We start from the raw sequence: 22,563 nt of genomic DNA on the forward strand, positions 1-22,563 counted from the left end.
AACCGAAATAGGTTACGAAGGCTGATTTCGTCCGGCGAACTTAAGCGGTTTCACCTGAAACTGGGTGGTATGTTAACCGACGAGTTCGGACGCGAGGTCACGGGGGTTCGGATCTCGCTCACCGACCGGTGTAACTTCGACTGCATCTACTGTCACAACGAGGGGCTCGGCGACACGCGGGGACCGATGGACCCCCAGGACGACGAGATGAGCGCCGACGACGTCGTGCGCTTCCTCGAGGTCGTCGAGGAGTTCGGTGTCGACTCGGTGAAGTTCACGGGCGGAGAGCCGATGCTCCGCCAGGACTTAGAGGAGATCATCGAGCGTACGCCCGACTCGATGGAGGTCTCGCTGACGACCAACGGCACCTTCCTTCCCGGTCGGGCCGAGGACTTAGTCGACGCCGGGCTCGAGCGGGTCAACGTTTCCCAGGACGCGCTCGACCCCGAGGACTTCGCCGCGGTTACGAAAAGCGGCGCCTACGAGAAGGTGCTCGAAGGCGTGCGGGCGGCCGTCGACGCCGGCCTCGATCCCGTCAAACTCAACATGGTCGTTTTCGAACACACTGCGGGATACGTCCCGGAGATGGTCGACCACGTGGCCGAGAACGACGGGCTCCAGCTCCAGCTGATCGAGTACATGCCCGAGCTGACTGGCCGGCCGGAGTGGAACATCGACATCCAGCGGGTCCACGACTGGCTCGCCGAGCAGGCCGACGAGATCGAACACCGGGAGATGCACGATCGCAAGCGCTACTGGGTAGACGGCGGAATGGTCGAGATCGTCGACCCCGTCGAGAACCCGACCTTCTGTGCGAACTGCCACCGCGTTCGGGTCACCCACGAGGGGTACCTGAAGGGCTGTCTCAACCGCAGCGACGACCTTCGCCCGATGGGCGAGATGACCAAACCCGAGATCCGCGAGGCCTACCGCGAGGTCGTCGCGAACCGCGTCCCCTACTACGGGGAGTACATGGTCAAAAACGACGACGACGAGTGGGAGATCAACGACAAGTACGTCGAGGGGTACGCGGAGGTCTAATCCAGTCCGTCGACGGTCGTCGAGTACGTCTCACCGAACGCGTGGTGTTCGGTCGCCGCGACCCGCCGGAGCTCGTCGCCGACCGTCGCCTCGAGGCGGTATCCTTCCTCGACGAGATCGTCCGTACACGCCGACGTCCACCCTGAGTCGTCGGCCGCGACGACGAGGACGTCGAGTCGAGCCTGGGAGTCCTCATAGTCAGCATGCGCGAGTTCGACCCCGCCGCAGCTGCTCGACCCGTACTCGAGCGTGCCGCGGACGGTGACGACGCCGTCGTCGACGGTCACGTCGGGCGGGTCCTGTGGCCGAAGTTCCGGATCGGTCGTCTCCAGGGAGGCGTCGAGACCGACGCCCGGAAGCCGCTCGAGACAGCCCGCGGTGGCGACGAACCCCCCGGTCGCCGCCGTCGCGAGAAACGCGCGTCGCTCCATACCGGTCGTTTCTGTTAGTACACAAAACTGTTGTGGCCGACACGCTCCGCGGCTCCGCCGCTCAGTGGCGAGTTCGCCGACGACGGCTCGACCCCGCCCGTCCGCCGCCGAACCCGACGACGATGAGCACCGCCGCGACGAGCAACAGGACGACGGCCGCGACCGGTTGGCCGCTTCCTCCGAAGACGTACACCGCATAGCCCGCCGTCCCCGACAGCAGCCCCACGAGAAGGCTCGAAACCGCTCGGATCGCCTCGAGCCGGCGCGTCTCGGCCTCGTGGCCGAGCTGGTCGCCGAGCGCGATCGCCCCGTGGGCGAGGTCCCAGGCGACGACGGTTGCGACCGTGGCGACGATCGTCGCCTCGACCGCGGTCGCCTCGAGCCCGCCGGCGACCACCCCGAGGAAGAGCGCGAGCGCGCCGACGTCGACGGCGCGGTGACGGCCGGTCACCAGCCCGACGGCGAAGACGAGCCCGCCGACCGCGCCGAACCCGAGGGCGCTCGCCGACTGGCTCCCCGCGGCGAGGACGGCGACGAGGACGACGGCGCCGGCGGCGACGCTCGAGCGAACGGCCGGTCGGCGGGTTATCTCGCTCACCGGCGATCACCCGCGCTCGCGGCTCGCCGGGCGAAGACGGTATCGATCGACTCGTCGGCGGGCCAGTCGACCACCGGTATCCCGGCCCGTCGGAGGTCGAATCCACGAACCTCCCTGGCGACGCGGGCCAGTCGTTCGCCGGCGGTGCCGTCGGCGGTCGGATCCGGGCTGACGATCGTGACCGGATACCCTCGCGAATCGAGTCGGCGGGCGACGTCGGCCGAGACGTCGTCGCAAAGCGGCGTCAGGAAGACGACCTGCGTCCCGGTCGCGAGTCGTCGCCTGAGCCCGCGTAGCTGCCAGAGCCACCGTCCCTCGTTCGTCGGCGGGATCGTCGAAAACTGCGGGTGGGTCGCGAGCAGCTCCGCGAACCGAGCCTCATGGTGACGTCCGGCGGCCGGTGCGAGCCAGCAGGGCTCCGCGTCGGCCTCCTGCGGGAGTGCCCCCAGTCCGGCCAGGCCGACGGTATCGCCGTCGGCCAGCAGCGAGGCGGCGATCCGACCCGCCGCGGCGATCGACCGGTCGACGGCGTGGGTGGTTTCGGAGTCGGGCGCCAGGTAGGCGTCCCGCCGGGCGTCGATCAGGACGACGACGCGGGCCGAGCGCTCCTCGTGGAACTGCAGCGTCGCCAGCTTGCCGGTCCTGGCCCGGCGGTTCCAGTCGACCCGAGCGAGGGGGTCGCCCCTTCGATACTGTCGCACCGAGTGAAAGGTCGTCCCGGCGCCCGCCTCTTCGGTTCGAAGTCGACCCGAGACGGTGGCTCCGGCGGGACGCAGCGGAACCGGGGCCGCGACCGGCCGCAGCTCGGGCTCGCAGACGACCGTCGTCTCCGCGCCGACCAGGTACTCGCGTTCGGTCGACCGCGAGAGGTCGCCGACGACCGCGAGCACGGGGTCGAACTCGTGGCGTCCGCGGCCGACCGCGACCGCGTACTCGAGGCGAACCGACTCGCCGGGCCGGAGCGCGGTTCCGAGCCGACTCGAGCCCTCGACGACGGCCATCCCCGCGGGGACGCCGTCGACGATCCGGAGGTCGGGGACGAACCCGTCGCGCTCGTTGGTGATCGTCACCGTCACGTCGATCTCGTCGCCGGGCGCGGGCTCGTCGTCGCTCAGTTCGCGATCGATCGAGAGCTCGAGTTCGGGCGGTTCGAACGCCCGGGAGAAGCCGGCGTAGCCGACGCCGACGACGCCGGCCAGGACGACCGCGGGGGCCTCGGCGACGACGCCGACGCCGACGGCCAGCAACGCGACGACGCCGATTCCGTGCCAGTAGTTCGTCGCGCGCTCGCGGCGCCGTCGGGTGCCGTCGATCGGGTCCGTGGCGGTCCGTGTTCCCCGATCGCGAACGGGTCGTCCCTCGCCGGGATCGTACCGGGGAAGCGAGCCGTCGCTCTCGCCGTCGCCGACCCTCGCGATGGCGGCGACCGCGCGTCGAACGCCGTCGTCGAACCGCGATCCGCGACCGGCAACGGCGGCGATTCTGTCCCGAATCGACCCCGACGGTCGCTCGAGCGAGGGCGAGAGGAAGGCGGCGGCGACGGCGTCGTCGGTCCACTCCCCGGACTCGACGCGCTCTCGGGCCTGCTCCTCGCCGTCCCCGCCGAACCGCGAGCAGACCGCGATCGCCGCGGCTCGAAGCCCCTCGACGGTTCTGCGGCTCGTCACCGCATAGCTCGTCTCGACCGACCGGAAGGCCCCGAGCGACTCCCGGAGGGTTTCGCCCGGGACGGGAACGTCAGTCGGGCGCTCGGGGTCGGGCGTGCCGACGTTCCGGGGCGGTTCGCGGGCGAACAGCGCCCGGAGGGCGATTCCGACGGCAGCGAGGCCAACGACGACGATCACCGGCTGTGCGAGCCCGAACTCGAGGACCCCGGCGAGGACGGCGAGCGCGGCGGCGAACGCCGCCAGGCCGAGCGCCAGCGCGACGGTTCGGCGGTTCACGTCCCGTCGCCTCCGTCGGCGTACTCGGACTCGATCTTCCGGAGGACCGACACGGCCCGTCGCTCCATCGCCGCCGTCGTCTCGCTGTCGCCGTACCTGACGTCCTCGAACAACCGGGTGAGTTCCTCGACGTGGTCGCGCTCGAGTCCGGCTTCGATCGCGGCGTCGGCGAACTCCCGGGGGGTACTCGAGTCGGGGCGCTCGACCTCGAGGGGGGCGGTCATCTCCCGCCAGGCGCGGTACACCTCGTTGTCGGCGGCAGTCCCCTCGTCGATCCGATCGGCCGCGCGACCCGCGGCGGAGCCGACGGCGGCGGCCTCGGCCTCGGTCGGCGCTCGTCCCTCGTCTTCGGGTGTCGCTTCCGAGGGCGGAGACGTCGGTTCGGTCGCGTTCCGAGTCAGCAGGAGTCCGCCGACGAAGACGGCGGCAAGGACGGCGAGGACGCCGAGCAACGGCCCCGTTGGCACCGATCGCTCGCCGTCACCCTCCCCGGGCTCACCCCCCTCCTCGCCGATGCCCGGCTCCTCGGGTTCGTCGCCGGCCGGCTCCTCGCCGTCGAGCGGGACCGTACCCAGGGCCGCCAGCGCGTACGCCAGCCCGAGGGCAACGAGCGCGACGACGAGGGCGATCGCGAGCAGTCGAACGGCGTCCCGGCGGTGGGCCAGCAGGTACCAGACCAGGACGATCGCCAGCAGCGCGACGACGGCGTAGAGGAGGTACTCGAGAAACGGCGGGATCTCGCCGCCGGTTTGCGGGGCTGATTCGGGCGGCTGTCCGGTTCCCGTTCCGTCTCCCTCGCCAGTTCCCGTCCCACCGGAGCCGCCGGTCTCGAGCGGTGAGCGAACGGTCGCCGCGGCCAGCCCGATCGCGACGATCGCGGCGGCCGCGGCGACGAGGCGAACGAGGACGGTTCTTCGTGACACGCGTTGACGGCGGTACGAAGGCGTCGGTAATAAGCGCCGGTCCTTCCGTTTTGCCAACGTCTGGCGCCCGCAGTCGAGGGGATTCGTTGCGCTTAAGTACCCATCGGCGATAGGTGTGAGTGCAATACGTGCAGGGGACGCCGTCCCCGAGTCCGTACGGGCGACGATACAACACACCGTGTCGTGGTAGCCAAGCGGCCCAAGGCGCATGGTTGCTAACCATGTGGCGTCAAGCCTCCGGGGTTCAAATCCCCGCCACGACGTCGGCTTACCCGATCGACGTCCAGTCGGTCGGCTCTGAAACGCGCGCACACCAGACACAGATTCACCACACATGAGCGAGGAAGAACCTCAAGAGCAAGAGGACGAAGATCTTCAGTACTTCGTCCGCATCGGTCAAACCGACCTCGACGGGACGAAGTCCGTCGAACGCTCGCTCTCGGAGATGAACGGGATCGGTCGTCGGACCGCCCGACTCATCGCCGAGAAAGCGGGCGTCGACCGAACGGCGACGTTCGGCCGACTCGACGAAGACGTCATCGACGAGGTCGTGACAGTCGTAGAGAACTACGCCGACGAAGTCCCGGACTGGCTCAACAACCGCCAGAACGACTTCTACACCGGCGAAACAACCCACGAGATCGGCAACGATCTCCAGTTGACCCGACAGCACGACATCAACCGGATGAAGATGATCGACTCCTACAGGGGCGTTCGCCACAAGCGCGGCCAGAAGGTCCGCGGCCAGCGAACGAAGTCCACCGGTCGTACGGAGGGCACCATCGGCGTCAACGTCGAGGAGATCCGCGAGGAACAGGAAGAGGAAGCCGCCGAGGAGGATGACGAATAATGCCGCTCGGAACCGACACTAAGCAGTACGAGACGCCGAATCATCCCTACCAGGGCGAGCGTATCGCCGACGAACACTCGCTGGTCGAGCGCTACGGGCTCTCGAATAAGGAGGAGCTCTGGCGAGCGCAGTCCGAGCTTCGTTCCTACCGACGCGAGGCTCGTGACCTGCTCGGTCAGGCACAGGACGACGAGACCGTCATGCGCCGCTCCGAGGAGTTCCTCGGACGGCTCAAGCGCGTCGGCATCCTCAACGAGGCCGACGAACTCGGCGACGTTCTCTCCCTCGAGATCGAGGACGTCCTCGAGCGCCGTCTCCAGACGGTCGTCTATCGGAAGGGGTTCGCGAACACGACCCAGCAGGCCCGTCAGTTCATCGTCCACGGCCACATCGTGGTCGACGGCCAGCGCCACCGGGTCCCCTCTTACGTCGTCGACATCGACGAAGAGGACCTCGTCGGCTTCGAGGAGAACAGCCCGCTGTCGGACGACCTGCACCCGGAACGCGCGGAGGAGCAATAACATGAGCCAGGACGACGAGAAGTGGGGCGTAGCCCACGTGCACGCATCGTTCAACAACACGATCATGACCGTCACCGACCTCACCGGGTCGGAGACGATCGCCAAGTCCTCCGGCGGGACCGCGGTCAAGCAAAACCGCGACGAGGCCTCGCCGTACGCGGCGATGCAGATGGCCGAGTCGATCGCCGAGGAGGTCAAGGCCGCCGGCATCACGGGACTGCACGTTCGCGTGCGCGGTCCCGGCGGTAACCTCCAGAAATCCCCCGGTCCCGGCGCGCAGGCGACGATCCGCGCGCTGGCCCGCTCGGGCATCGAGATCGGGCGCATCGAGGACGTCACGCCGATCCCGCACGACGGATCGCGCGCACCCAAAGGCAAGGGCGGCTACTAACCCATGAGTGAGGAGTACGACGTCGAGTTCGTCGAACGAGGGGATCGAGAGGGTCGATTCCTCGTCCGCGGGATCACCCCCGCGTTCGCCAACGGGATCCGTCGCGCGATGGTCGCCGACGTCCCGACGATGGCGATCGACACCGTCCGGTTCGTCGAGAACTCGTCGGTGATGTTCGACGAACAGCTCGCCCTGCGACTCGGGCTCGTTCCGCTGACGACCCCGCCGGAAGGCGAGTTCGTCGAGGACGACACCGTGACGCTCTCGATCGACGTCGAAGGACCGGCCACCGCCTACTCGGGCGATCTCGTCTCGAGCGACTCGCTCGTCGAAGCTGCCGACGAGAACGTTCCGATTATCGAGCTCAAAGAGGGCCAGCGCCTCGAGGCCGAGGCCGAGGCCCGACTCGAGCGCGGGAAGAACCACGCGAAACACCAGGGCGGGGTCGCGGTCGGCTACCGACACCTCCAGCGCGTGGAGGTCGTCGACGACCTGCCGGAGTTCCAGGAACCGGAACCCCAGATCGTCCGAGGGGTCGTCGAGGAGAACGGCGAGCTCGTGCCGACAAGCGAGTTCGACCACGACCTCTCGACCCGACACCCCGGCAAGGAGGTCAGCCTGGAGGACGTGCCGAACGCCTTCGTCTTCCACGTGGAGACGGACGGCTCCTTTACCGTCGAGGAACTGGTCACGCGAGCCGCCGACTCGATCGAGGCGCGCGCGACCGAACTCGAAGAGGCAGTACAGCTATAGATATGATCCGACGCCCCCGAACCCACGTCGCCGATGCGTCCCTCGCCAGTGCCGTCTCCAGCGAGACTGGCGAGACGTCGGCAGCTCGAATCGAAAGGGGTTTGAAGGGGCGACGGGTAGACGGAAGTGCGAGCAGGGATAGCCAAGTCAGGCCAACGGCGCAGCGTTCAGGGCGCTGTCTCGTAGGAGTCCGCAGGTTCAAATCCTGCTCCCTGCATTTTTCGGCTCGACCGAACGGAAGAGCCGCAAAAATGAAACGCACGGATTTGAGCCACGGGAGTCGCGACAGCGTCTCCCGACGGTTCGAATCCTGCTCCCTGCATCCACTTCTCAGCGACCAACTGCACCGACGAGACAGTTTCCCGTCTCGTCGCGTGCCCGCAGTATTTGGAGGAAACCAATGAGTAGCAAAACCAATCCGAGGCTCAACGATCTCATCGCCGAGCTGAAGTCGACGTCCCGGGAACGGGACGCCGACGTCTGGCAAGACGTTGCGGATCGACTCGAGAAGCCCCGGCGTACTCACGCCGAGGTCAATCTGGGCCGTATCGAGCGATACGCACGCGAGGAAGAGACCGTCGTCGTTCCCGGCAAGGTGCTGGGATCCGGCGCACTACAGAAAAACGTCACCGTCGCCGCCGTCGACTTTTCGTCCTCCGCAGAGACGAAGATCGAACAGGTCGGCGACACCGTCCCGCTCGAGCAGGTGCTCGAGAACAACCCCGAGGGAGCCAACGTCCGGGTGATTCGATGAGCATGGCAGAGTTCGAAGCAGACGTCGTCGTCGACGCTCGAGACTGTATTCTCGGCCGCGTCGCAAGCCAGGTCGCACAGCGCGCCCTCGACGGGGAGCGCGTCGCGATCGTCAACGCAGAGGACGCCGTTATCACCGGCGACGCCGAGGACGTCTTCGGAACCTACCGCAAGCGTCTGGAGCTTGGCTCCGACAGCGGTCCGTACTACCCGAAGCGACCCGACACGATCCTCAAGCGCTCCGTTCGCGGCATGCTGCCGTACAAGAAGCCCCGCGGCCGGGAGGCGCTCGACAACGTTCGGGTCTACGTCGGCAGCCCCTACGAGGACGACGAGGCAGAGGTCCTCGAGGACACGTCGCTCGATCGACTCTCGAACATCCGCTTCGTGCACCTGCACGAGGTCAGCGAACAGTTAGGTGCTAACGTCACATGGTAACGAACACGAGTGGAAAGAAGAAGACCGCCGTCGCCCGCGCGACCGTTCGCGAAGGCGAGGGCCGCGTCCGTATCAACTCGAAACCGGTCGAACTGGTCGAACCGGAGATGTCGCGACTCAAGATGCTCGAGCCGTTCCGCATCGCCGGCGACGAACTCCGCGACGAGATGGACATCGAGATCCACGTCGAGGGTGGCGGCATCAGCGGACAGGCCGACGCCGTCCGCACCGCCATCGCCCGCGGGATCGTCCAGCACACCAACGACGCCGAGCTCCGCGACGCCTACATGGAGTTCGACCGCTCGCTGCTGGTCAACGACGTTCGCCAGTCCGAACCGAAGAAGTGGGGCGGCCCGGGCGCTCGGGCTCGCTACCAGAAGTCCTACCGCTGAGGTGATTCACATATGATGGTACCGGTCCGGTGTTTCACCTGTGGAAACGTCGTCGGCGAACACTGGGAGGAGTTCGACGAGCGAGCCAACCAGGGCGACGAGGACCCCCAGGAGGTGCTCGACGATCTCGGCGTCGACCGCTACTGCTGTCGGCGGATGCTCGTCAGCCACACCGACCTCGTCGACGTGGTCTCACCATACCAGTAACAATGCAACAGGAACGCCACAACCGATACGAGAAGGCACGCATTCTGGGCGCGCGAGCGCTGCAGATCTCCTACGGTGCGCCGGTGCTGATCGAGACGGATCGGAGCGAGCCGATCCTGATCGCCGCCGAGGAGTACGACGCCGACGTGCTCCCCTTTACCGTCAACCGGGGGCCGAAGCGATGACGCTCGTCACCGACGTCCGGCTCCGCCGGATCCTCGACTCGCGTGGCAACGCCACGGTCGAGGCCGACGTCGTCACCGAGAGCGGCGGCTTCGGCCGCGCCGCGGCACCGAGCGGGGCGAGTACCGGCGAGTTCGAGGCAATCGAACTGCCGGCCGGCGAGGCGATCGCCGCGGCCCGCGAGCACGCCGTACCGCGACTCGTCAACGAGACCTACGCGGGCAACCAACGCGAGATCGACACCGCACTGCGGGCCGCCGACGGCACCGACGACTTCTCGAAGATCGGCGCTAACAGCGCGGTCGCGATCTCGATGGCCGCCGCGAAGGCCGGCGCCGACGTGCTGGGCGCGCCGCTGTTCCAGCATCTCGGCGGCACCTTCCGGGGCGAGAACTTCCCGACGCCGCTTGGCAACGTCGTGGGCGGGGGCGAACACGCCGCCGACGCGACCGACATCCAGGAGTTCCTCGCCGCACCCGTCGGCGCGCCGAGCGTCGAGGACGCCGTCTTCGCCAACGCCGCCGTCCACGGCGAGGTCGCCGACATCCTCGAGGAGCGAGACTACCCCTCGGGCAAGGGCGACGAGGGCGCGTGGGCGCCGTCGATCGACGACGAGGAAGCGTTCGAGATCGTCGAGGAGGCCGTCTCACGGGTCGAAGACGAGGTCGGCTTCACGATCGGCTTCGGACTCGACGTCGCGGCCGCGGAGATGTACGACGCTGACGCCGAAACCTACGAGTACGAGTCGGCGGGCGTCAGCCGCGACACCGACGAGCAGATCGAGTACATCGCCGATCTGGTCCGCGAGTACGACCTGGTCTACGTCGAGGATCCCCTCGATGAGAACGACTACGACGCCTTCGCCGACCTCACCGACGAGGTCGGCGATCAGACGCTGGTCTGTGGCGACGACCTGTTCGTCACGAACACCGACCGACTGCGGGAAGGAATCGATCGCGACGCGGCAAACAGCATCCTGATCAAGCCGAACCAGATCGGGACGCTGACCGACGCCTTCGACGCGATCGAACTCGCGACCGAGCACGGCTACGACTCGGTCGTCTCCCACCGCTCGGGCGAGACCGAGGACGCGACGATCGCACACCTCGCCGTCGCAACCGACGCGCCCTTTATCAAGACGGGCGCCGTCGGCGGCGAGCGAACCGCCAAGCTCAACGAGCTCATCAGAATCGCAGACGACGCGACATGACAGACGAAAACGCAACCCAGGAAGGGCTCGACGCCGCCGACGAAGAGATCGACGAGGAGCCGGCCGAAGGGCCCGGCCCCGCCGCCGATCCCGACGAGGACGTCGAGCCTGCTGACGAACAGCCCGCCGAGGCCGAGGAGGCCGAGGCCGAAGAAGACGCAGGACCCTCGCTCGACGACGACGTCATGAGCGACGAGGAGGCCGACCTGCTGATCCCCGTCGAGGACTACCTCGGCGCCGGCGTCCACATCGGGACCCAGCAGAAGACCAAGGACATGGAGCGGTTCATCCACCGCGTCCGGACCGACGGCCTCTACGTGCTCGACGTCTCGAAGACCGACGGCCGCATCCGCACGGCCGCGGACTTCCTCTCGAACTACGACCCCGAGCAGATCCTGGTCACCTCGAGCCGCCAGTACGGTCGGTTCCCGGCCGAGAAGTTCGCCGAGGCCGTCGGCGCTCGCGCCCGTACCGGCCGCTTCATCCCCGGCACACTCACGAATCCGAAGTACGACGGCTACATCGAACCCGACGTCGTGGTCGTCACCGACCCGATCGGCGACGCCCAGGCCGTCAAGGAGGCGATCACCGTGGGTATCCCGGTCATCGCGATGTGTGACTCGAACAACCAGGTCAGCAACGTCGACCTGGTCGTCCCGACCAACAACAAGGGTCGCAAGGCCCTCTCCGTGGTCTACTGGCTGCTCGCCAACGAGGTTCTCGACCGCCGCGGCGCCGAGCCGTCCTACGCGCTCGAGGACTTCGAGAGCATGGTGTAGCCGACGGATTCGATTTTCTCACGATCGTCAATCGTCGCTTCGGAGCGATAGCGTTAGGGTTCTTCCCTGTGAAACGAACTGTATGCTCCAGCACGTCTTCGAGTTCGAAGAGAAGAAAATGCCGCTGCCGGTGTTGCTGTCGACGATCGGCCTGATGGTGCTTTTCGCGGTCGGGCTCGTCTACCGGCTGGTTTCGTTCGCCGTTCTGTAGGGTCGACCGACGTGAGTGGAAAAATCCGGCCCGACGAGCGCCGCACCCGGACACAGTCAACTATTAACCGCCGTCGTTCGAACGGCCGGGTATGACACGCTCGAGCGCCCCCGGCAAGGTCTATCTCTTCGGGGAGCACGCGGTCGTCTACGGCGAGCCCGCAGTGCCGTGTGCGATCGAACGACGGGCGCGCGTCGGCGTCCGACGACGGGACGACGGCAAGCTCCGCGTCCACGCGGAGGATCTCAGTCTGGACGGCTTTACGGTCGAGTACGGCGGCAGCGCGGACGAACAGCCAGACGTCGACGTCCCCGAGTCGCTGGTGACGGCAGCGATGGGCTACGTCGACGGCGCGATCGAACAGGTTCGCGAGGTCACCGGCGAGGAAGAGGTCGGCTTCGACGTCACCATCGAGAGCGACATCCCGCTGGGTGCGGGGCTGGGCTCCTCCGCAGCAGTGGTCGTCGCGGCTATCGACGCTGCAACCCGCGAACTGGGAGTCGAGCTCGAGCCAACCGAGATCGCCGAGCGCGCCTTTCGGACCGAGTACGAGGTTCAGGACGGCCAGGCCTCCCGCGCGGACACCTTCTGCTCGGCGACGGGCGGTGCGGTCCGCGTCGAGGGCGATGACTGCGGCTCGATCGAGGCGCCCGACCTCCCGCTGGTGATCGGGTTCGACGGCGGGGCGGGCGATACGGGCCAGCTCGTCGCGGGAGTGCGGAAGCTCCGCGAGGAGTACCCCTTCGCCGAGGACACCGTCGCGGCGATCGGCGACGTCGTTCGCAACGGCGAGGACGCCCTCGAGGCGGGCGACCTCGAGGAACTCGGTCGCCTGATGAACTTCAACCACGGACTGCTGTCGGCGCTGGGGGTGTCCTCGCGCTCGCTGGACTCGATGGTCTGGGGGGCGAGAGACGCCGGCGCCTACGGCGCGAAGCTGACCGGCGCCGGCGGCGGCGGCTGTATCGTCGCGCTCGATCCGACCGACGAGACCGAAACCGCCCTCTCGTACACGCCCGATTGCGAGGAGACCTTCCGTGCCGAACTCGCCGAGACGGGGGTGGAGCGACTCGAATGATCGTCCTGAAACTCGGCGGCAGCGTCGTCACCGACAAGGAACGCGCCGAAACGCTCGACGGCGAAGCCCTCGACCGAGCCGCGGACGCCGTCGCCGCCGCGCTCGAGAGCCCATCGGAGTCGCTCGCCGAGGGGCTCGTCGTCGTCCACGGCGGCGGGAGCTTCGGCCACCACAACGCGAGCGAACACGGCGTCAGCACGACCGTCGGAACACGCGATCCGGTTGCGGTGCAGGACATCCACGGCGCGATGACGACGCTGAACGCGTTCGTACGGTCGCGGCTGCTCGAGCGCGACGTCCCCGCGGTTCCCGTCCACCCCTTCTCGGCGGGCCACCGCGACGCCGACGGCGACCTCCACCTGCCGACGGGACAGGTCCGGACGCTGCTCGAGGAGGGGTTCGTCCCCGTCCTCCACGGCGACGTGATCGCTCACGCGGGCGAGGGGGCGACGATCGTCAGCGGCGACGAACTCGTCGCCGAGCTCGCGCGAGCCCTCGAGGCCGACCGGATCGGCCTCTGCTCGACGGTTCCGGGCGTACTCGACGACGACGATGCGGTCATCGACCGCATCGAATCCTACGGGACCGTCGCCGACGTCCTCGGCGAGAGCGAGGCGACTGACGTCACCGGCGGGATGGCCGCGAAGGTCCAGGCGCTGCTCGCACTCGAGGCTGACGCGTCGATCTTCGGGCTCGAGGAGCTCGAGGGGTTCCTCGAGGGCGAGGGGGCGGGGACGACGATCGAATAGCGCGTCGGTGACGTTCGTCGGCGCCGAACGGTCGCTCCGCGGTGAGGAAACGATTATCGAGAGCGGGGCTGTACGCCCACTATGTTTATTGGTAGCACACCAGCGGCGCCGCGAGAGGCGATCGACGACGTTGCCTACCTCGCTCGGTCGGAACACCGCGTTCCGGCGCTGGCCGCGATGGCGGCTCGTCCGCGGACCCGCAGCGAACTCCGCGAGCTGACCGGGGCGTCGCCGTCGACGATCCGACGGACGCTCCGAACCCTCGAGGACCGCGGCTGGGTTCGTCGCGACGGACACCGGTACGGGGCGACCGCGCTTGGGACGGCTGTCGCCAGCGGGATGGAGACGCTGCTCGCCCTGATCGAGACCGAGCGAACGCTGCGGGGCGTCTGGACCGAGCTCCCGGACGCGATCCTCGAGCTCGCCCTCGAACAATCGGGACGGACGACTGTGACCGTTGCCGAACACGACACGCTGTATCGGCCGGTAAACCGGTTCCGGTCGCTGCTTCGCGAGACCGACCGGTTCCGGTTCGTCGGGTTCGACGTCGGGCTCTACGATCCCTGTACGGACGTGTTCGGTCGACGCGTCCTCGACGGGATGGACGCGGAGCTGATCGACTCGCCCGACGTCGCCGCGTACATGCTGTCGACGTATCCCGACCGGTGTGCCAGGCTCCTCGAGACCGGGAACCTGACCGCGCTGGTTCACGACGAGCTGCCGTCCTATGGGATCAGCCGCCTCGACGACCGGGTCGCCGTCAGCGGCTACGACCCCAACAGCGGCGGCGTGACGGTACTCGTCGATACGGACCTCCCCGAGGCCCGCAAGTGGGCCGACGCGGTCTACGCGACCTACAGAAGTGAGGCCCGCCCGCTCGAGCCCGAACGGGTCGAGGATGTAGAGATCGAAGCCTGAAACGGGGCTCCGGCGGCAGGCGAAACTGCAGCTATCAGTCGAACAGCACCCGATTCAGAATCGGTCGCAGGAACGACCCCCGGCGCGTCTTCTTCGAGTGGACCAGCAGTACGGGCTGTTCGATCGCCGCGGCGAGTCGATCCGACCGTCGTTCGACGAACAGGTCCGGCAGCCGACGGTGGGTGACGGTACTCAGCATCACCAGATCGGCCGATGCGAGCGCTTCGGAGAGTCCCTCGACCTCGTCGTCGGTGCGAACGATCGTCGAGTCGACGGGGACGGTACAGAGATCGTCGAGGTCGTCGTGGTATTCCTCAACCGTCTCGAGCAGTTCCTCCGGTGCGTCCTCGGAGACCGCAAAGAGGAACCTGACCGACGCCCCCACCGTGTCGGCCATCGCGTCCGCGAGCTCGACTTTGAGCGGGTCGTTGAAGGGGCTGCGATCGGTGACGACCGCGATCTCATCGATCTCACCGCGCTGTTCGTGCTGGACGAAGACGACGTCGCAGGGGGCGTGTTCCATGATCCAGTCGGCGTCCCGGCCGAACAGGGTCTCGAGCCGGCTCGTCGGCCGCTGGCGAGCCAACACGAGGTCCGCCCCGGTCCGTTCCGCGAAGTTGACGACCGCGTGGCGGCTGTCGTGGCTGACGATCTCGCCGACCTCGACGGGCACCTCGAGGTACCGCACTAGGTGGTCGGTCCGGGTCTCGAACTCGACGTCCTCGGTGGTGAGCTCGTCGGCCGCGGTGTCGAGGGGAACCTGGTCGGGTACCTCGTCGAACCGGACGACCCGGATCCGCCCGCCACGGCGGCGAACGATCGGTGCAGCCATCTGGATCAGGGCGTCCTCCTGCTCGCGGGTGACGTCCCGTCGGATCGGGATGAGGACTTCGTACTGGTCGGATCGCTCGAGCTGGGCTTCCGTGTCGCGGACGAACTGTCGTCCCGCTTCGCGGCGCGCGAGGCCTTTCGCGATTCCCTCGCGCTCGACACGTTCCTGGGCGTACAGTTTGTACCAGACGAACCCGCCAATGACGATCCCGACCGAGCCGACGATCGGGAGCAGCTCCATCCGGGAGATGATGAACACGCCCGAAGCGATGCCGAACAGCTGGACCCACGGGTAGCCGGGCGTGGAGAACTCGGGGTCGTACCATTCCAGATCGCGTTCGCGAAAGGCGATGAGAGCACCACAGACCAGGATGTAGACGAGGATCTGGAAGGCGCCGGCGGATTTGGCGATCTGTTCGACGTCGAGCGTGAGGATCGCGAGAATCATGATCCCGCCGGTGGAGAGGATCGCGACCGCCGGAGTCGCGAATCGCGGGTGGATATACTCGAAGACGTCCAGAAAGAGATCGTCGCGACTCAACGCGAGCGGATACCGCGAGGCCGTCAGGATACCCGCGTTGGCGGTACTGACCAGGGCTAGCAGTGCGGCCAGAACGATCGCGTACAGGAACAGTTCGCCAAACAGCAGGTCGACCGCCTCGGCCATCGGCGCCTCCTCCCCGGCCAGCGCTTCGCCCTCGATGACGCCGACGAGGACGAACACTAACAGGGCGTAGAGGATCGAGGTCGCGACCAGCGAGACGAGGAGTCCAAGCGGAAGGTTCCGGCCCGGGTCCTCGATCTCCTCGGCGACGGCCGCGACCTTCGTGACGCCGGCGTAGGAGACGAGCACGGTCGCGGTCGCGGTGAACACGCCGCCCATCCCCTCGGTGAAGAACGGATCGTAGTTCGCGCCGTCGACCTGGATGATCGATCCGGCGACGAACACCGACAGGATCACCAGCATGACGACGACCATGATCAGTTGTAGTCCGCCGGTCTGTTTGACCCCGATCAGGTTGATAGCGATGAGAACGACCGCGAACGTCACCGCCACCGCCTCGACGCTCGGCAGCGCCATCACGGCTTCGAGGTAAAACATGCCGCCGACGAGCGCGAGTGCCCCCTTCAACATCAGCATGAGCCAGGTCCCGAGCCCGGCGATTGTCCCCATCGCCGGCCCCATCCCTCGCTCGATGAAGACGTAGTCCCCGCCAGCTTCCGGCATCGCCGTCCCCAGCTCGGCGATGCTGAGCGCGGCGGGAACGACCAGGATCGCCGCGACCACGAATGCGAGGATCACGGCGGGGCCGGCTTCGGCCATCGCGATCCCGGGCAGGATGAAGATTCCGCTGCCGATCATCGCGCCCATGCTGATCGCGATTACGGCAGACAGCCCCAGGTCGCGCTCGAGATCCTTCGTCATCGGACGATGGTTTTCCGCGAGCGCTAAGAAACGTTGGTGTTTCGGAACCGATTGCGAAGCCGTCGACACCTCGATCCGCATTCGTCAACTACTTTCGGCCAAAAGCAAATAATCGAGCGGTTCGATAGCCGATCGACGGCTCGGCGCGCTCGCCGGGACCCAACCCACTGTGTTTTTAACATCCGAGCGTGTAGGGAGAAGCAACGTACCCGCGGGCAAGTGCGCTTGCGGCCCACAGCGTTCCTGTGGGCCGGTTGGCGGAGTACACCGCCGCGAGCGCATAGCGGGATGGCCGACGCGCTGTAAGACGCCGGGGCCGCACAACCGGGAGTCCGCGGACCGTTTCAGTGAGAGTCCACACGCGGCTTTCAGTGCTAGCAACTATGGAAATCGAAATTGCAACGATTGGCGGTTACGAGGAAGTCGGACGGCAGATGACTGCCGTTCGCGCCGGCGACGACGTCGTCATCTTCGACATGGGGCTGAACCTCTCGCAGGTTCTCATCCACGACAACGTCGAGACCGAGCGGATGCACAGTCTGGATCTGATCGACATGGGCGCGATTCCGGACGATCGGATCATGAGCGACCTCGAGGGTGACGTCCAGGCGATCGTCCCGACCCACGGCCACCTGGATCACATCGGCGCCATCTCCAAACTGGCCCACCGGTACGACGCACCGATCGTCGCCACGCCGTTCACGATCGAACTCGTCAAACAGCAGATCGAGGGCGAACAGAAGTTCGGCGTCGAGAACGACCTCGTGAAGATGGACGCCGGCGAGACGATGTCGATCGGCGACTCCGGCCAGGTCGACCTCGAGTTCGTCAACGTCACCCACTCGATCATCGACGCGATCAACCCCGTGCTCCACACCCCCGAGGGCGCGGTCGTCTACGGGCTCGACAAGCGCATGGACCACACGCCCGTCATCGGTGACCCGATCGACATGGAGCGGTTCCGCGAGATCGGTCGCGAGGGCAACGGCGTGCTGTGTTACATCGAAGACTGTACGAACGCGAACAAGAAGGGGCGGACCCCGAGCGAGAACGTCGCCCGCGAACACCTCCGAGACGTCCTCTACAGCATGGAGGACTACGACGGCGGGATCGTCGCGACGACGTTCTCGAGTCACATCTCCCGGGTCACGAGCCTCGTCGAGTTCGCGAAGGACATCGGCCGCCAGCCCGTGCTGCTGGGTCGCTCGATGGAGAAGTACTCGGGCACGGCCGAGCGACTGGACTTCGTCGACTTCCCGGACGATCTCGGCATGTTCGGCCACCGCAAATCCGTCGATCGCACGTTCAAGCGGATCATGAACGAGGGCAAGGAGAACTTTCTGCCGGTCGTAACGGGCCACCAGGGCGAGCCCCGCGCGATGCTCACCCGGATGGCCCGCGGCGAGACGCCATACGAACTGGACGACGGCGACAAGGTCGTCTTCTCCGCTCGCGTGATTCCGGAGCCGACCAACGAGGGCCAGCGCTACCAGGCCGAGAAGCTGCTGGGCATGCAGGGTGCCCGCGTCTACGACGACGTCCACGTCTCGGGTCACCTCTGCCAGGAGGGCCACTACGAGATGCTCGACGCGCTCCAGCCCCAGCACATCATCCCCGCCCACCAGGACCTGAAAGGGTTCTCCAGCTACGTCGACCTCTGCGAGAGCGAGGGATACAGGATGGGCCGCGACCTGCACGTGACCCGCAACGGCAACCTCATCCAGCTTGTCGACTGATATGACGATTCCCGAGGCACGCGAGGAAGCGGTGCTCGAGGCCGTCAACCAGCGCCGCAAACTGGTCAACGAGGCGATCCCCGAAGCGCTTCCGATCCAGCGGCCGGAACGGCTCTACGAGGCTTCACGGTACCTGCTGGACGCGGGTGGCAAACGGCTCCGCCCGACGATCCTGCTGACAACCGCGGAAGCACTCGCCGACGTCGAGCCGCTCTCGACGGACTACCGGGAGTTTCCCACCCTCGACGGACGCGCGGACCCACCGGCCGCGGACGGCGAGGACGCCCAGTCGCAGGCGCCGGAGACGATCGACGCGATGGCCGCCGCCGTCAGCGTCGAGGTCATCCAGTCGTTTACGCTGATCCACGACGACATCATGGACGACGACGACCTCCGTCGCGGGGTCCCGTCGGTCCACCGCGAGTACGACCTCGAGACGGCGATCCTCGCGGGCGACACGCTCTACTCGAAGGCGTTCGAGATCATGCTCGAGACCGGGGCGGCGTCAGACAGAGCGGTCGACGCCCTTGAAATCCTCGCGACGACGTGTACGAAGATCTGCGAGGGACAGTCCCTGGACGTCGACTTCGAGCAACGCGACGACGTCACGCCCGAGGAGTACCTCGAGATGGTCGAACAGAAGACCGCCGTCCTCTACGCCGCGTCGGCGTGTCTCCCGGCAATCTTGCAGGGAGCGGACCAGGAGACGATCGACGCGCTGTACGGCTACGGGCTCGACATCGGGCGCGCCTTCCAGATCCACGACGACGTGCTCGATCTGACCGTGCCAAGCGAAGAACTCGGCAAGCAGCGAGGGAGCGACCTCGTCGAGGAGAAACAGACGCTGATTACCGTCCACGCCCGCGATCAGGGGGTCGAAATCGAGGACCTGGTCGACACCGAGGACGTCGAACGGGTCACCGAAAGCGAGATCGACGACGCCGTCGCCGAACTCGAGCGCGTCGGCTCGATCACCTACGCGAACGACCGCGCCCGCGAACTCGTCGAGCAGGGGAAGGATCGACTCGAGGTGCTGCCGGACAACGAGGCCCGCGAGCTGCTCTGTGACATCGCGGACTACCTGATCGAACGCGGCTACTGATCGGAACGTTCTCGACCCCGATTCTCGAGACGACGACGCGAGTACCGCCGGGAGCGTGGGTGCTCCGTCCGAAGCGCGGTTCTCGTTCGGACCCGGTGTGTCGGCCTCGGAAACCATGACCCCTTCTTCGTTCGCTCCGGGAAATCGGGACAGCAGACCGGCTCAGTCGGAGCAAAACTCCTCGGCGAGGCTGCGACACTGTTCGGGCTCGAGGGGTTTCAGAACGTACGCGTCCGCCCGTGGCGATTCCGACTGCAGCTTCTCTAGCTCCGGTTGCGTCCCCGTCAGCACGACGACCGGGATCTCGCGGAGCTCCTCGTCGGCCCTGACGGTTTGGAGCACTTCCTCCCCGCTTTTCTTCGGAAAGTGCCAGTCGAGAAGGACGAGGTCGGGACGGGGAGCGGACTCGTACTCGCCGCGTCGCTCGAGGAACTCGATCGCCTCGACGCCGTCGGTGACGACGTGGTAGTTTCCCCGGAGATCCGCGTTCTCGAACATTTCCCTGGTGAGGCGGACGTCACCCGGATTATCCTCCGCTAAAAGTATTTCTCCAACATGCTTCGGACCACCCATACCGGGGGTACCAGACACGGGTACATAATTGTCACTCCCGATCGGCAACGGAGGCTGTTCCGACGGACGGAGCGGCAGCGGGTTCCGTCAGACCGAGAGCGCTCTCGCGTTGCCCGTTCTACCCGGCAATGGGACCGGCGTGTACGCCCGTCGAACGGCGCGTTTTTTGTCCCTCGGAGAGGACGTCGATCACCAAGTGTGTAGGGGCGAGTCTTACGCACGTGACCCTCATAGTAGTGTGTATGAACGACCACACGCCCGACGAGCCGGTAGACGTGCTCCTGGTCGAGGATAACCCGGGCGACGTTCGCCTCGCGCAGGAGGCGTTTCGCGCGACCGAGAGCGAGATCTCGTTCCAGGTCATCGGCGACGGAAAGGAGGCGGCGACGTACTTCCGGCAGCCCGAGGACTCCGAGCCCTGTCCCGACCTGGTGTTGCTCGATCTGAACCTCCCGCGAAAGGACGGGCTCGCCGTTCTGGAGGTGGTCGAGGAGGTACTCGACTACCCGCCGCCGGTGCTCGTGCTCTCGAGTTCGAGCGCCGAGGAGGATATCACCGCAAGCTACGCCAACGCCGCGAACGCCTACCTCACGAAGCCCGACGCTATGCCGGAGTTCACCTCGATGGCGGAGGCGATCGAACGGTTCTGGATCGACACGGCACAGCAGCCGCCTGCGCCGGCCTGACGTGGGGGCGGTGAGGTGACGCTCCCGCTCGGAATGCGGGCGACGAGCCGACACCGCTGCGGTTTTGAGCGGGCGGCGAATACCCCACGGTAATGGACGACGACTTGCGCGAACGGATCGAACGGGAGGCGGAGAAACACGCGCTGTTGAACGCGGTGAAACACGAGAGCGACGCCGACGTCGGTGCGATCATGGGGCCGCTGATGGGCGACAACCCTGCGTTTCGCGAACACGGCGACCAGATTCCCGGCATCGTCGGCGGCGTCGTCGGACGGGTCAACGACCTTACCTACGCCGAAAAACGCGAGCGACTCGAGGAGCTCGCACCCGAGGAACTCGCGGAGATCGAGGCCGAGGACGAGGAAGACGAACACGACCTGCCGAATCTCCCTCGCGCGGAGGAGTACGACGAGGTTCGGATGCGGTGTGCGCCGAACCCCAACGGTCCGTGGCACGTCGGCCACGCCCGGATGCCCGCCGTCATCGGCACCTACAAGGAGCGCTACGACGGCTGGTTCTGCGTTCGCTTCGACGACACCGATCCCGAGACCAAACGCCCTGACCTCGAGGCCTACGACGCGATCCTCGAAGATCTCGACTACCTCGGGTTCGAGCCCGACGCAACGTTCAAAGCCAGCGACCGCCTCGACATCTACTACGACCACGCCCGGAAGCTGATCGACATGGGCGGGGCCTACACCTGCTCGTGTTCGGGCGAGGAGTTCTCCGAGCTGAAAAACAGCGGTGAGGCCTGCCCGCACCGCGAGAAGGACGTCGAGACCGTCCTCGAGGAGTTCGAGGACATGATCGCGGGCGTCTACGACAGCGGCGAGATGGTCCTCCGCGTGAAGACCGACATCGAGCACAAGAACCCCGCGCTGCGGGACTGGGTCGGGTTCCGAATGATCGACACGCCACACCCGCGCGAGGAAGCCGAGGAGTACCGCTGCTGGCCGATGCTCGACTTCCAGTCGGCGATCGACGACCACGTCGTCGACGTCACCCACATCATCCGCGGGATCGACCTGCAGGACTCGGCGAAACGGCAGGGCTTTCTGTACGACTACTTCGGCTGGGAGTACCCCGAGGTCGTCCACTGGGGCCACGTCCAGATCGACGCCTACGACGTCAAGATGAGTACGTCGACGATCGCCGAACTGATCGACCGGGACGAACTCGACGGCTGGGACGACCCCCGCGCCCCGACGCTGAAGAGTCTTCGTCGGCGCGGCATCCGCGGCGAGGCCATCGTCGACGCGATGGTCGGCCTTGGAACCTCGACCAGCGACGTCGACCTCGCGATGAGTTCGATCTACGCCAACAACCGCGACCTGATCGACGAGGAGACCGACCGGCGATTCCTCGTTCGCGACGGCACCGAGGTCCCGTTGGGCGGGAGCCCGCCCGACGAGGCCAACCCGCCGCTACACCCCAACCACGAGGAGCGCGGCGTTCGGGAGATCCCCGCGGGCGACGCCGTTCTGCTCGAGCCTGACGACCTCCCCCAGCGCGAGGAGCGGATTTGGCTCAAGGGGCTGGGCTGTTTCCAGTACACTCGCGATACGCTCCAGTACACCGGTGAGGACATCGACGTCGTTCGCGAGGGCGACGTCGACGTCGTCCACTGGGTGCCGGCGGCCGAGAGCGTCCCCGTTCGAATGCGGACGATGGACGGCGACGTCAGCGGCCGGGCCGAACCCGAGGTCGCCGCCCTCGAGCCCGACGAGATGGTACAGTTCGAGCGCGTCGGCTTCGCTCGGATCGACGGCGCGGACGGAGAAGACGGCACGCTCGCCTACTACGCTCACCCCTGAGCCGTCGCGACTACCGGACGCCGAAC

At 66.8% G+C, this 22,563-nt stretch carries 26 protein-coding genes and 2 tRNA genes; 22 read left to right on the top strand and 6 right to left on the bottom strand.

Going from position 1 to position 22,563, the window contains the following annotated elements; all coding sequences use genetic code 11:
• The first annotated feature begins 69 nt into the window (after positions 1–69).
• A complete protein-coding gene (gene moaA, locus ACFEMD_RS07580) occupies positions 70–1,041 on the top strand; it encodes a GTP 3',8-cyclase MoaA (RefSeq protein ID WP_394740430.1) in 972 nt (323 codons plus the stop codon).
• On the opposite strand, the gene ACFEMD_RS07585 is transcribed toward moaA, so the two are convergent.
• From ACFEMD_RS07585 to ACFEMD_RS07600, 4 genes are all read right to left on the bottom strand, one after another.
• On the bottom strand, positions 1,038–1,472 hold the full coding sequence (locus tag ACFEMD_RS07585; protein ID WP_394740431.1) for a hypothetical protein: 435 nt from the start codon (positions 1,470–1,472) through the stop codon (positions 1,038–1,040). The genes moaA and ACFEMD_RS07585 overlap by 4 nt on opposite strands.
• Positions 1,473–1,533: 61 nt before the next feature.
• The gene (locus ACFEMD_RS07590) at positions 1,534–2,070 is read right to left on the bottom strand and encodes a DUF7519 family protein (protein WP_394740432.1); all 537 of its coding nucleotides are present in this window, start codon (positions 2,068–2,070) and stop codon (positions 1,534–1,536) included.
• The gene (locus tag ACFEMD_RS07595; RefSeq protein ID WP_394740434.1) at positions 2,067–4,013 is read right to left on the bottom strand and encodes a DUF7269 family protein; all 1,947 of its coding nucleotides are present in this window, start codon (positions 4,011–4,013) and stop codon (positions 2,067–2,069) included. Before ACFEMD_RS07595 ends, ACFEMD_RS07590 begins: the two co-directional genes overlap by 4 nt.
• The gene (locus tag ACFEMD_RS07600) at positions 4,010–4,936 is read right to left on the bottom strand and encodes a DUF4129 domain-containing protein (RefSeq protein ID WP_394740435.1); all 927 of its coding nucleotides are present in this window, start codon (positions 4,934–4,936) and stop codon (positions 4,010–4,012) included. The genes ACFEMD_RS07595 and ACFEMD_RS07600 overlap by 4 nt, the downstream gene beginning before the upstream one ends.
• Positions 4,937–5,116: 180 nt before the next feature.
• On the opposite strand from ACFEMD_RS07600, the gene ACFEMD_RS07605 reads away from it, so the two are divergent.
• From ACFEMD_RS07605 to ACFEMD_RS07685, 17 genes are all read left to right on the top strand, one after another.
• A tRNA-Ser gene (locus tag ACFEMD_RS07605) sits at positions 5,117–5,199 on the top strand.
• 71 nt (positions 5,200–5,270) lie between these two features.
• On the top strand, positions 5,271–5,786 hold the full coding sequence (locus tag ACFEMD_RS07610) for a 30S ribosomal protein S13 (protein WP_005557961.1): 516 nt from the start codon (positions 5,271–5,273) through the stop codon (positions 5,784–5,786).
• On the top strand, positions 5,786–6,307 hold the full coding sequence (locus tag ACFEMD_RS07615) for a 30S ribosomal protein S4 (protein ID WP_005557957.1): 522 nt from the start codon (positions 5,786–5,788) through the stop codon (positions 6,305–6,307). Before ACFEMD_RS07610 ends, ACFEMD_RS07615 begins: the two co-directional genes overlap by 1 nt.
• A 1-nt stretch (position 6,308) precedes the next feature.
• Positions 6,309–6,698: a 30S ribosomal protein S11 gene (locus tag ACFEMD_RS07620; protein WP_005557955.1), complete on the top strand. Its 390-nt coding sequence runs from the start codon at positions 6,309–6,311 to the stop codon at positions 6,696–6,698.
• Between the two features lie 3 nt (positions 6,699–6,701).
• Positions 6,702–7,451 (top strand): DNA-directed RNA polymerase subunit D, encoded by a 750-nt coding sequence (locus ACFEMD_RS07625; RefSeq protein WP_394740436.1) that lies wholly within the window; start codon positions 6,702–6,704, stop codon positions 7,449–7,451.
• 132 nt (positions 7,452–7,583) lie between these two features.
• A tRNA-Leu gene (locus ACFEMD_RS07630) sits at positions 7,584–7,668 on the top strand.
• 183 nt (positions 7,669–7,851) lie between these two features.
• A complete protein-coding gene (locus ACFEMD_RS07635; RefSeq protein WP_005557951.1) occupies positions 7,852–8,205 on the top strand; it encodes a 50S ribosomal protein L18e in 354 nt (117 codons plus the stop codon).
• Positions 8,202–8,642, top strand: a complete 441-nt coding sequence (locus ACFEMD_RS07640; protein ID WP_394740438.1) for a 50S ribosomal protein L13 — start codon at positions 8,202–8,204, stop codon at positions 8,640–8,642. The genes ACFEMD_RS07635 and ACFEMD_RS07640 overlap by 4 nt, the downstream gene beginning before the upstream one ends.
• On the top strand, positions 8,636–9,034 hold the full coding sequence (locus ACFEMD_RS07645) for a 30S ribosomal protein S9 (protein ID WP_005557947.1): 399 nt from the start codon (positions 8,636–8,638) through the stop codon (positions 9,032–9,034). The genes ACFEMD_RS07640 and ACFEMD_RS07645 overlap by 7 nt, the downstream gene beginning before the upstream one ends.
• Positions 9,035–9,046: 12 nt before the next feature.
• Entirely contained in the window at positions 9,047–9,241 is a 195-nt protein-coding gene (locus ACFEMD_RS07650) for a DNA-directed RNA polymerase subunit N (RefSeq protein ID WP_005557945.1), read from the top strand.
• 2 nt (positions 9,242–9,243) lie between these two features.
• Positions 9,244–9,426 (top strand): DNA-directed RNA polymerase subunit K, encoded by a 183-nt coding sequence (locus ACFEMD_RS07655; RefSeq protein WP_005557944.1) that lies wholly within the window; start codon positions 9,244–9,246, stop codon positions 9,424–9,426.
• Complete coding sequence (eno, locus tag ACFEMD_RS07660) at positions 9,423–10,634, top strand: phosphopyruvate hydratase (RefSeq protein WP_394740440.1); 1,212 nt, start codon at positions 9,423–9,425, stop codon at positions 10,632–10,634. Before ACFEMD_RS07655 ends, eno begins: the two co-directional genes overlap by 4 nt.
• Positions 10,631–11,413, top strand: coding sequence for a 30S ribosomal protein S2 (rpsB, locus tag ACFEMD_RS07665; RefSeq protein ID WP_278293209.1), 783 nt, complete (start codon positions 10,631–10,633; stop codon positions 11,411–11,413). Before eno ends, rpsB begins: the two co-directional genes overlap by 4 nt.
• Positions 11,414–11,495: 82 nt before the next feature.
• The gene (locus ACFEMD_RS07670) at positions 11,496–11,624 is read left to right on the top strand and encodes a hypothetical protein (RefSeq protein WP_394740441.1); all 129 of its coding nucleotides are present in this window, start codon (positions 11,496–11,498) and stop codon (positions 11,622–11,624) included.
• Between the two features lie 91 nt (positions 11,625–11,715).
• On the top strand, positions 11,716–12,702 hold the full coding sequence (mvk, locus tag ACFEMD_RS07675; RefSeq protein ID WP_394740442.1) for a mevalonate kinase: 987 nt from the start codon (positions 11,716–11,718) through the stop codon (positions 12,700–12,702).
• Positions 12,699–13,451, top strand: coding sequence for an isopentenyl phosphate kinase (locus ACFEMD_RS07680; protein WP_394740443.1), 753 nt, complete (start codon positions 12,699–12,701; stop codon positions 13,449–13,451). The genes mvk and ACFEMD_RS07680 overlap by 4 nt, the downstream gene beginning before the upstream one ends.
• An 81-nt stretch (positions 13,452–13,532) precedes the next feature.
• Complete coding sequence (locus ACFEMD_RS07685) at positions 13,533–14,369, top strand: helix-turn-helix transcriptional regulator (protein ID WP_394740444.1); 837 nt, start codon at positions 13,533–13,535, stop codon at positions 14,367–14,369.
• 34 nt (positions 14,370–14,403) lie between these two features.
• On the opposite strand, the gene ACFEMD_RS07690 is transcribed toward ACFEMD_RS07685, so the two are convergent.
• Positions 14,404–16,626 (bottom strand): amino acid permease, encoded by a 2,223-nt coding sequence (locus ACFEMD_RS07690; RefSeq protein ID WP_394740445.1) that lies wholly within the window; start codon positions 16,624–16,626, stop codon positions 14,404–14,406.
• A gap of 383 nt (positions 16,627–17,009) precedes the next feature.
• Between ACFEMD_RS07690 and ACFEMD_RS07695 the strand changes: the two genes are divergently transcribed.
• Both ACFEMD_RS07695 and idsA3 read left to right on the top strand, forming a co-directional pair.
• Positions 17,010–18,362 carry an RNase J family beta-CASP ribonuclease gene (locus tag ACFEMD_RS07695; protein ID WP_394740446.1) on the top strand — a complete coding sequence of 451 codons (1,353 nt, stop codon included), beginning with the start codon at positions 17,010–17,012 and terminating at the stop codon, positions 18,360–18,362.
• Between the two features lies 1 nt (position 18,363).
• Positions 18,364–19,464 (top strand): geranylfarnesyl diphosphate synthase, encoded by a 1,101-nt coding sequence (gene idsA3, locus ACFEMD_RS07700; RefSeq protein WP_394740447.1) that lies wholly within the window; start codon positions 18,364–18,366, stop codon positions 19,462–19,464.
• A gap of 162 nt (positions 19,465–19,626) precedes the next feature.
• Here the strand turns inward: idsA3 and ACFEMD_RS07705 are convergent, their stop codons facing one another.
• Entirely contained in the window at positions 19,627–20,037 is a 411-nt protein-coding gene (locus tag ACFEMD_RS07705; protein ID WP_394740448.1) for a response regulator, read from the bottom strand.
• A 242-nt stretch (positions 20,038–20,279) separates the two neighbouring features.
• On the opposite strand from ACFEMD_RS07705, the gene ACFEMD_RS07710 reads away from it, so the two are divergent.
• Together ACFEMD_RS07710 and ACFEMD_RS07715 are read left to right on the top strand one after the other, a co-directional pair.
• A complete protein-coding gene (locus ACFEMD_RS07710) occupies positions 20,280–20,723 on the top strand; it encodes a response regulator (protein ID WP_394740449.1) in 444 nt (147 codons plus the stop codon).
• A 92-nt stretch (positions 20,724–20,815) separates the two neighbouring features.
• Positions 20,816–22,537 (top strand): glutamate--tRNA ligase, encoded by a 1,722-nt coding sequence (locus tag ACFEMD_RS07715; protein WP_394740450.1) that lies wholly within the window; start codon positions 20,816–20,818, stop codon positions 22,535–22,537.
• The last annotated feature ends 26 nt before the right edge of the window (positions 22,538–22,563 follow it).

The organism is Natronococcus roseus (assembly GCF_043677095.1).
Classification (GTDB): domain Archaea; phylum Halobacteriota; class Halobacteria; order Halobacteriales; family Natrialbaceae; genus Natronococcus; species Natronococcus roseus.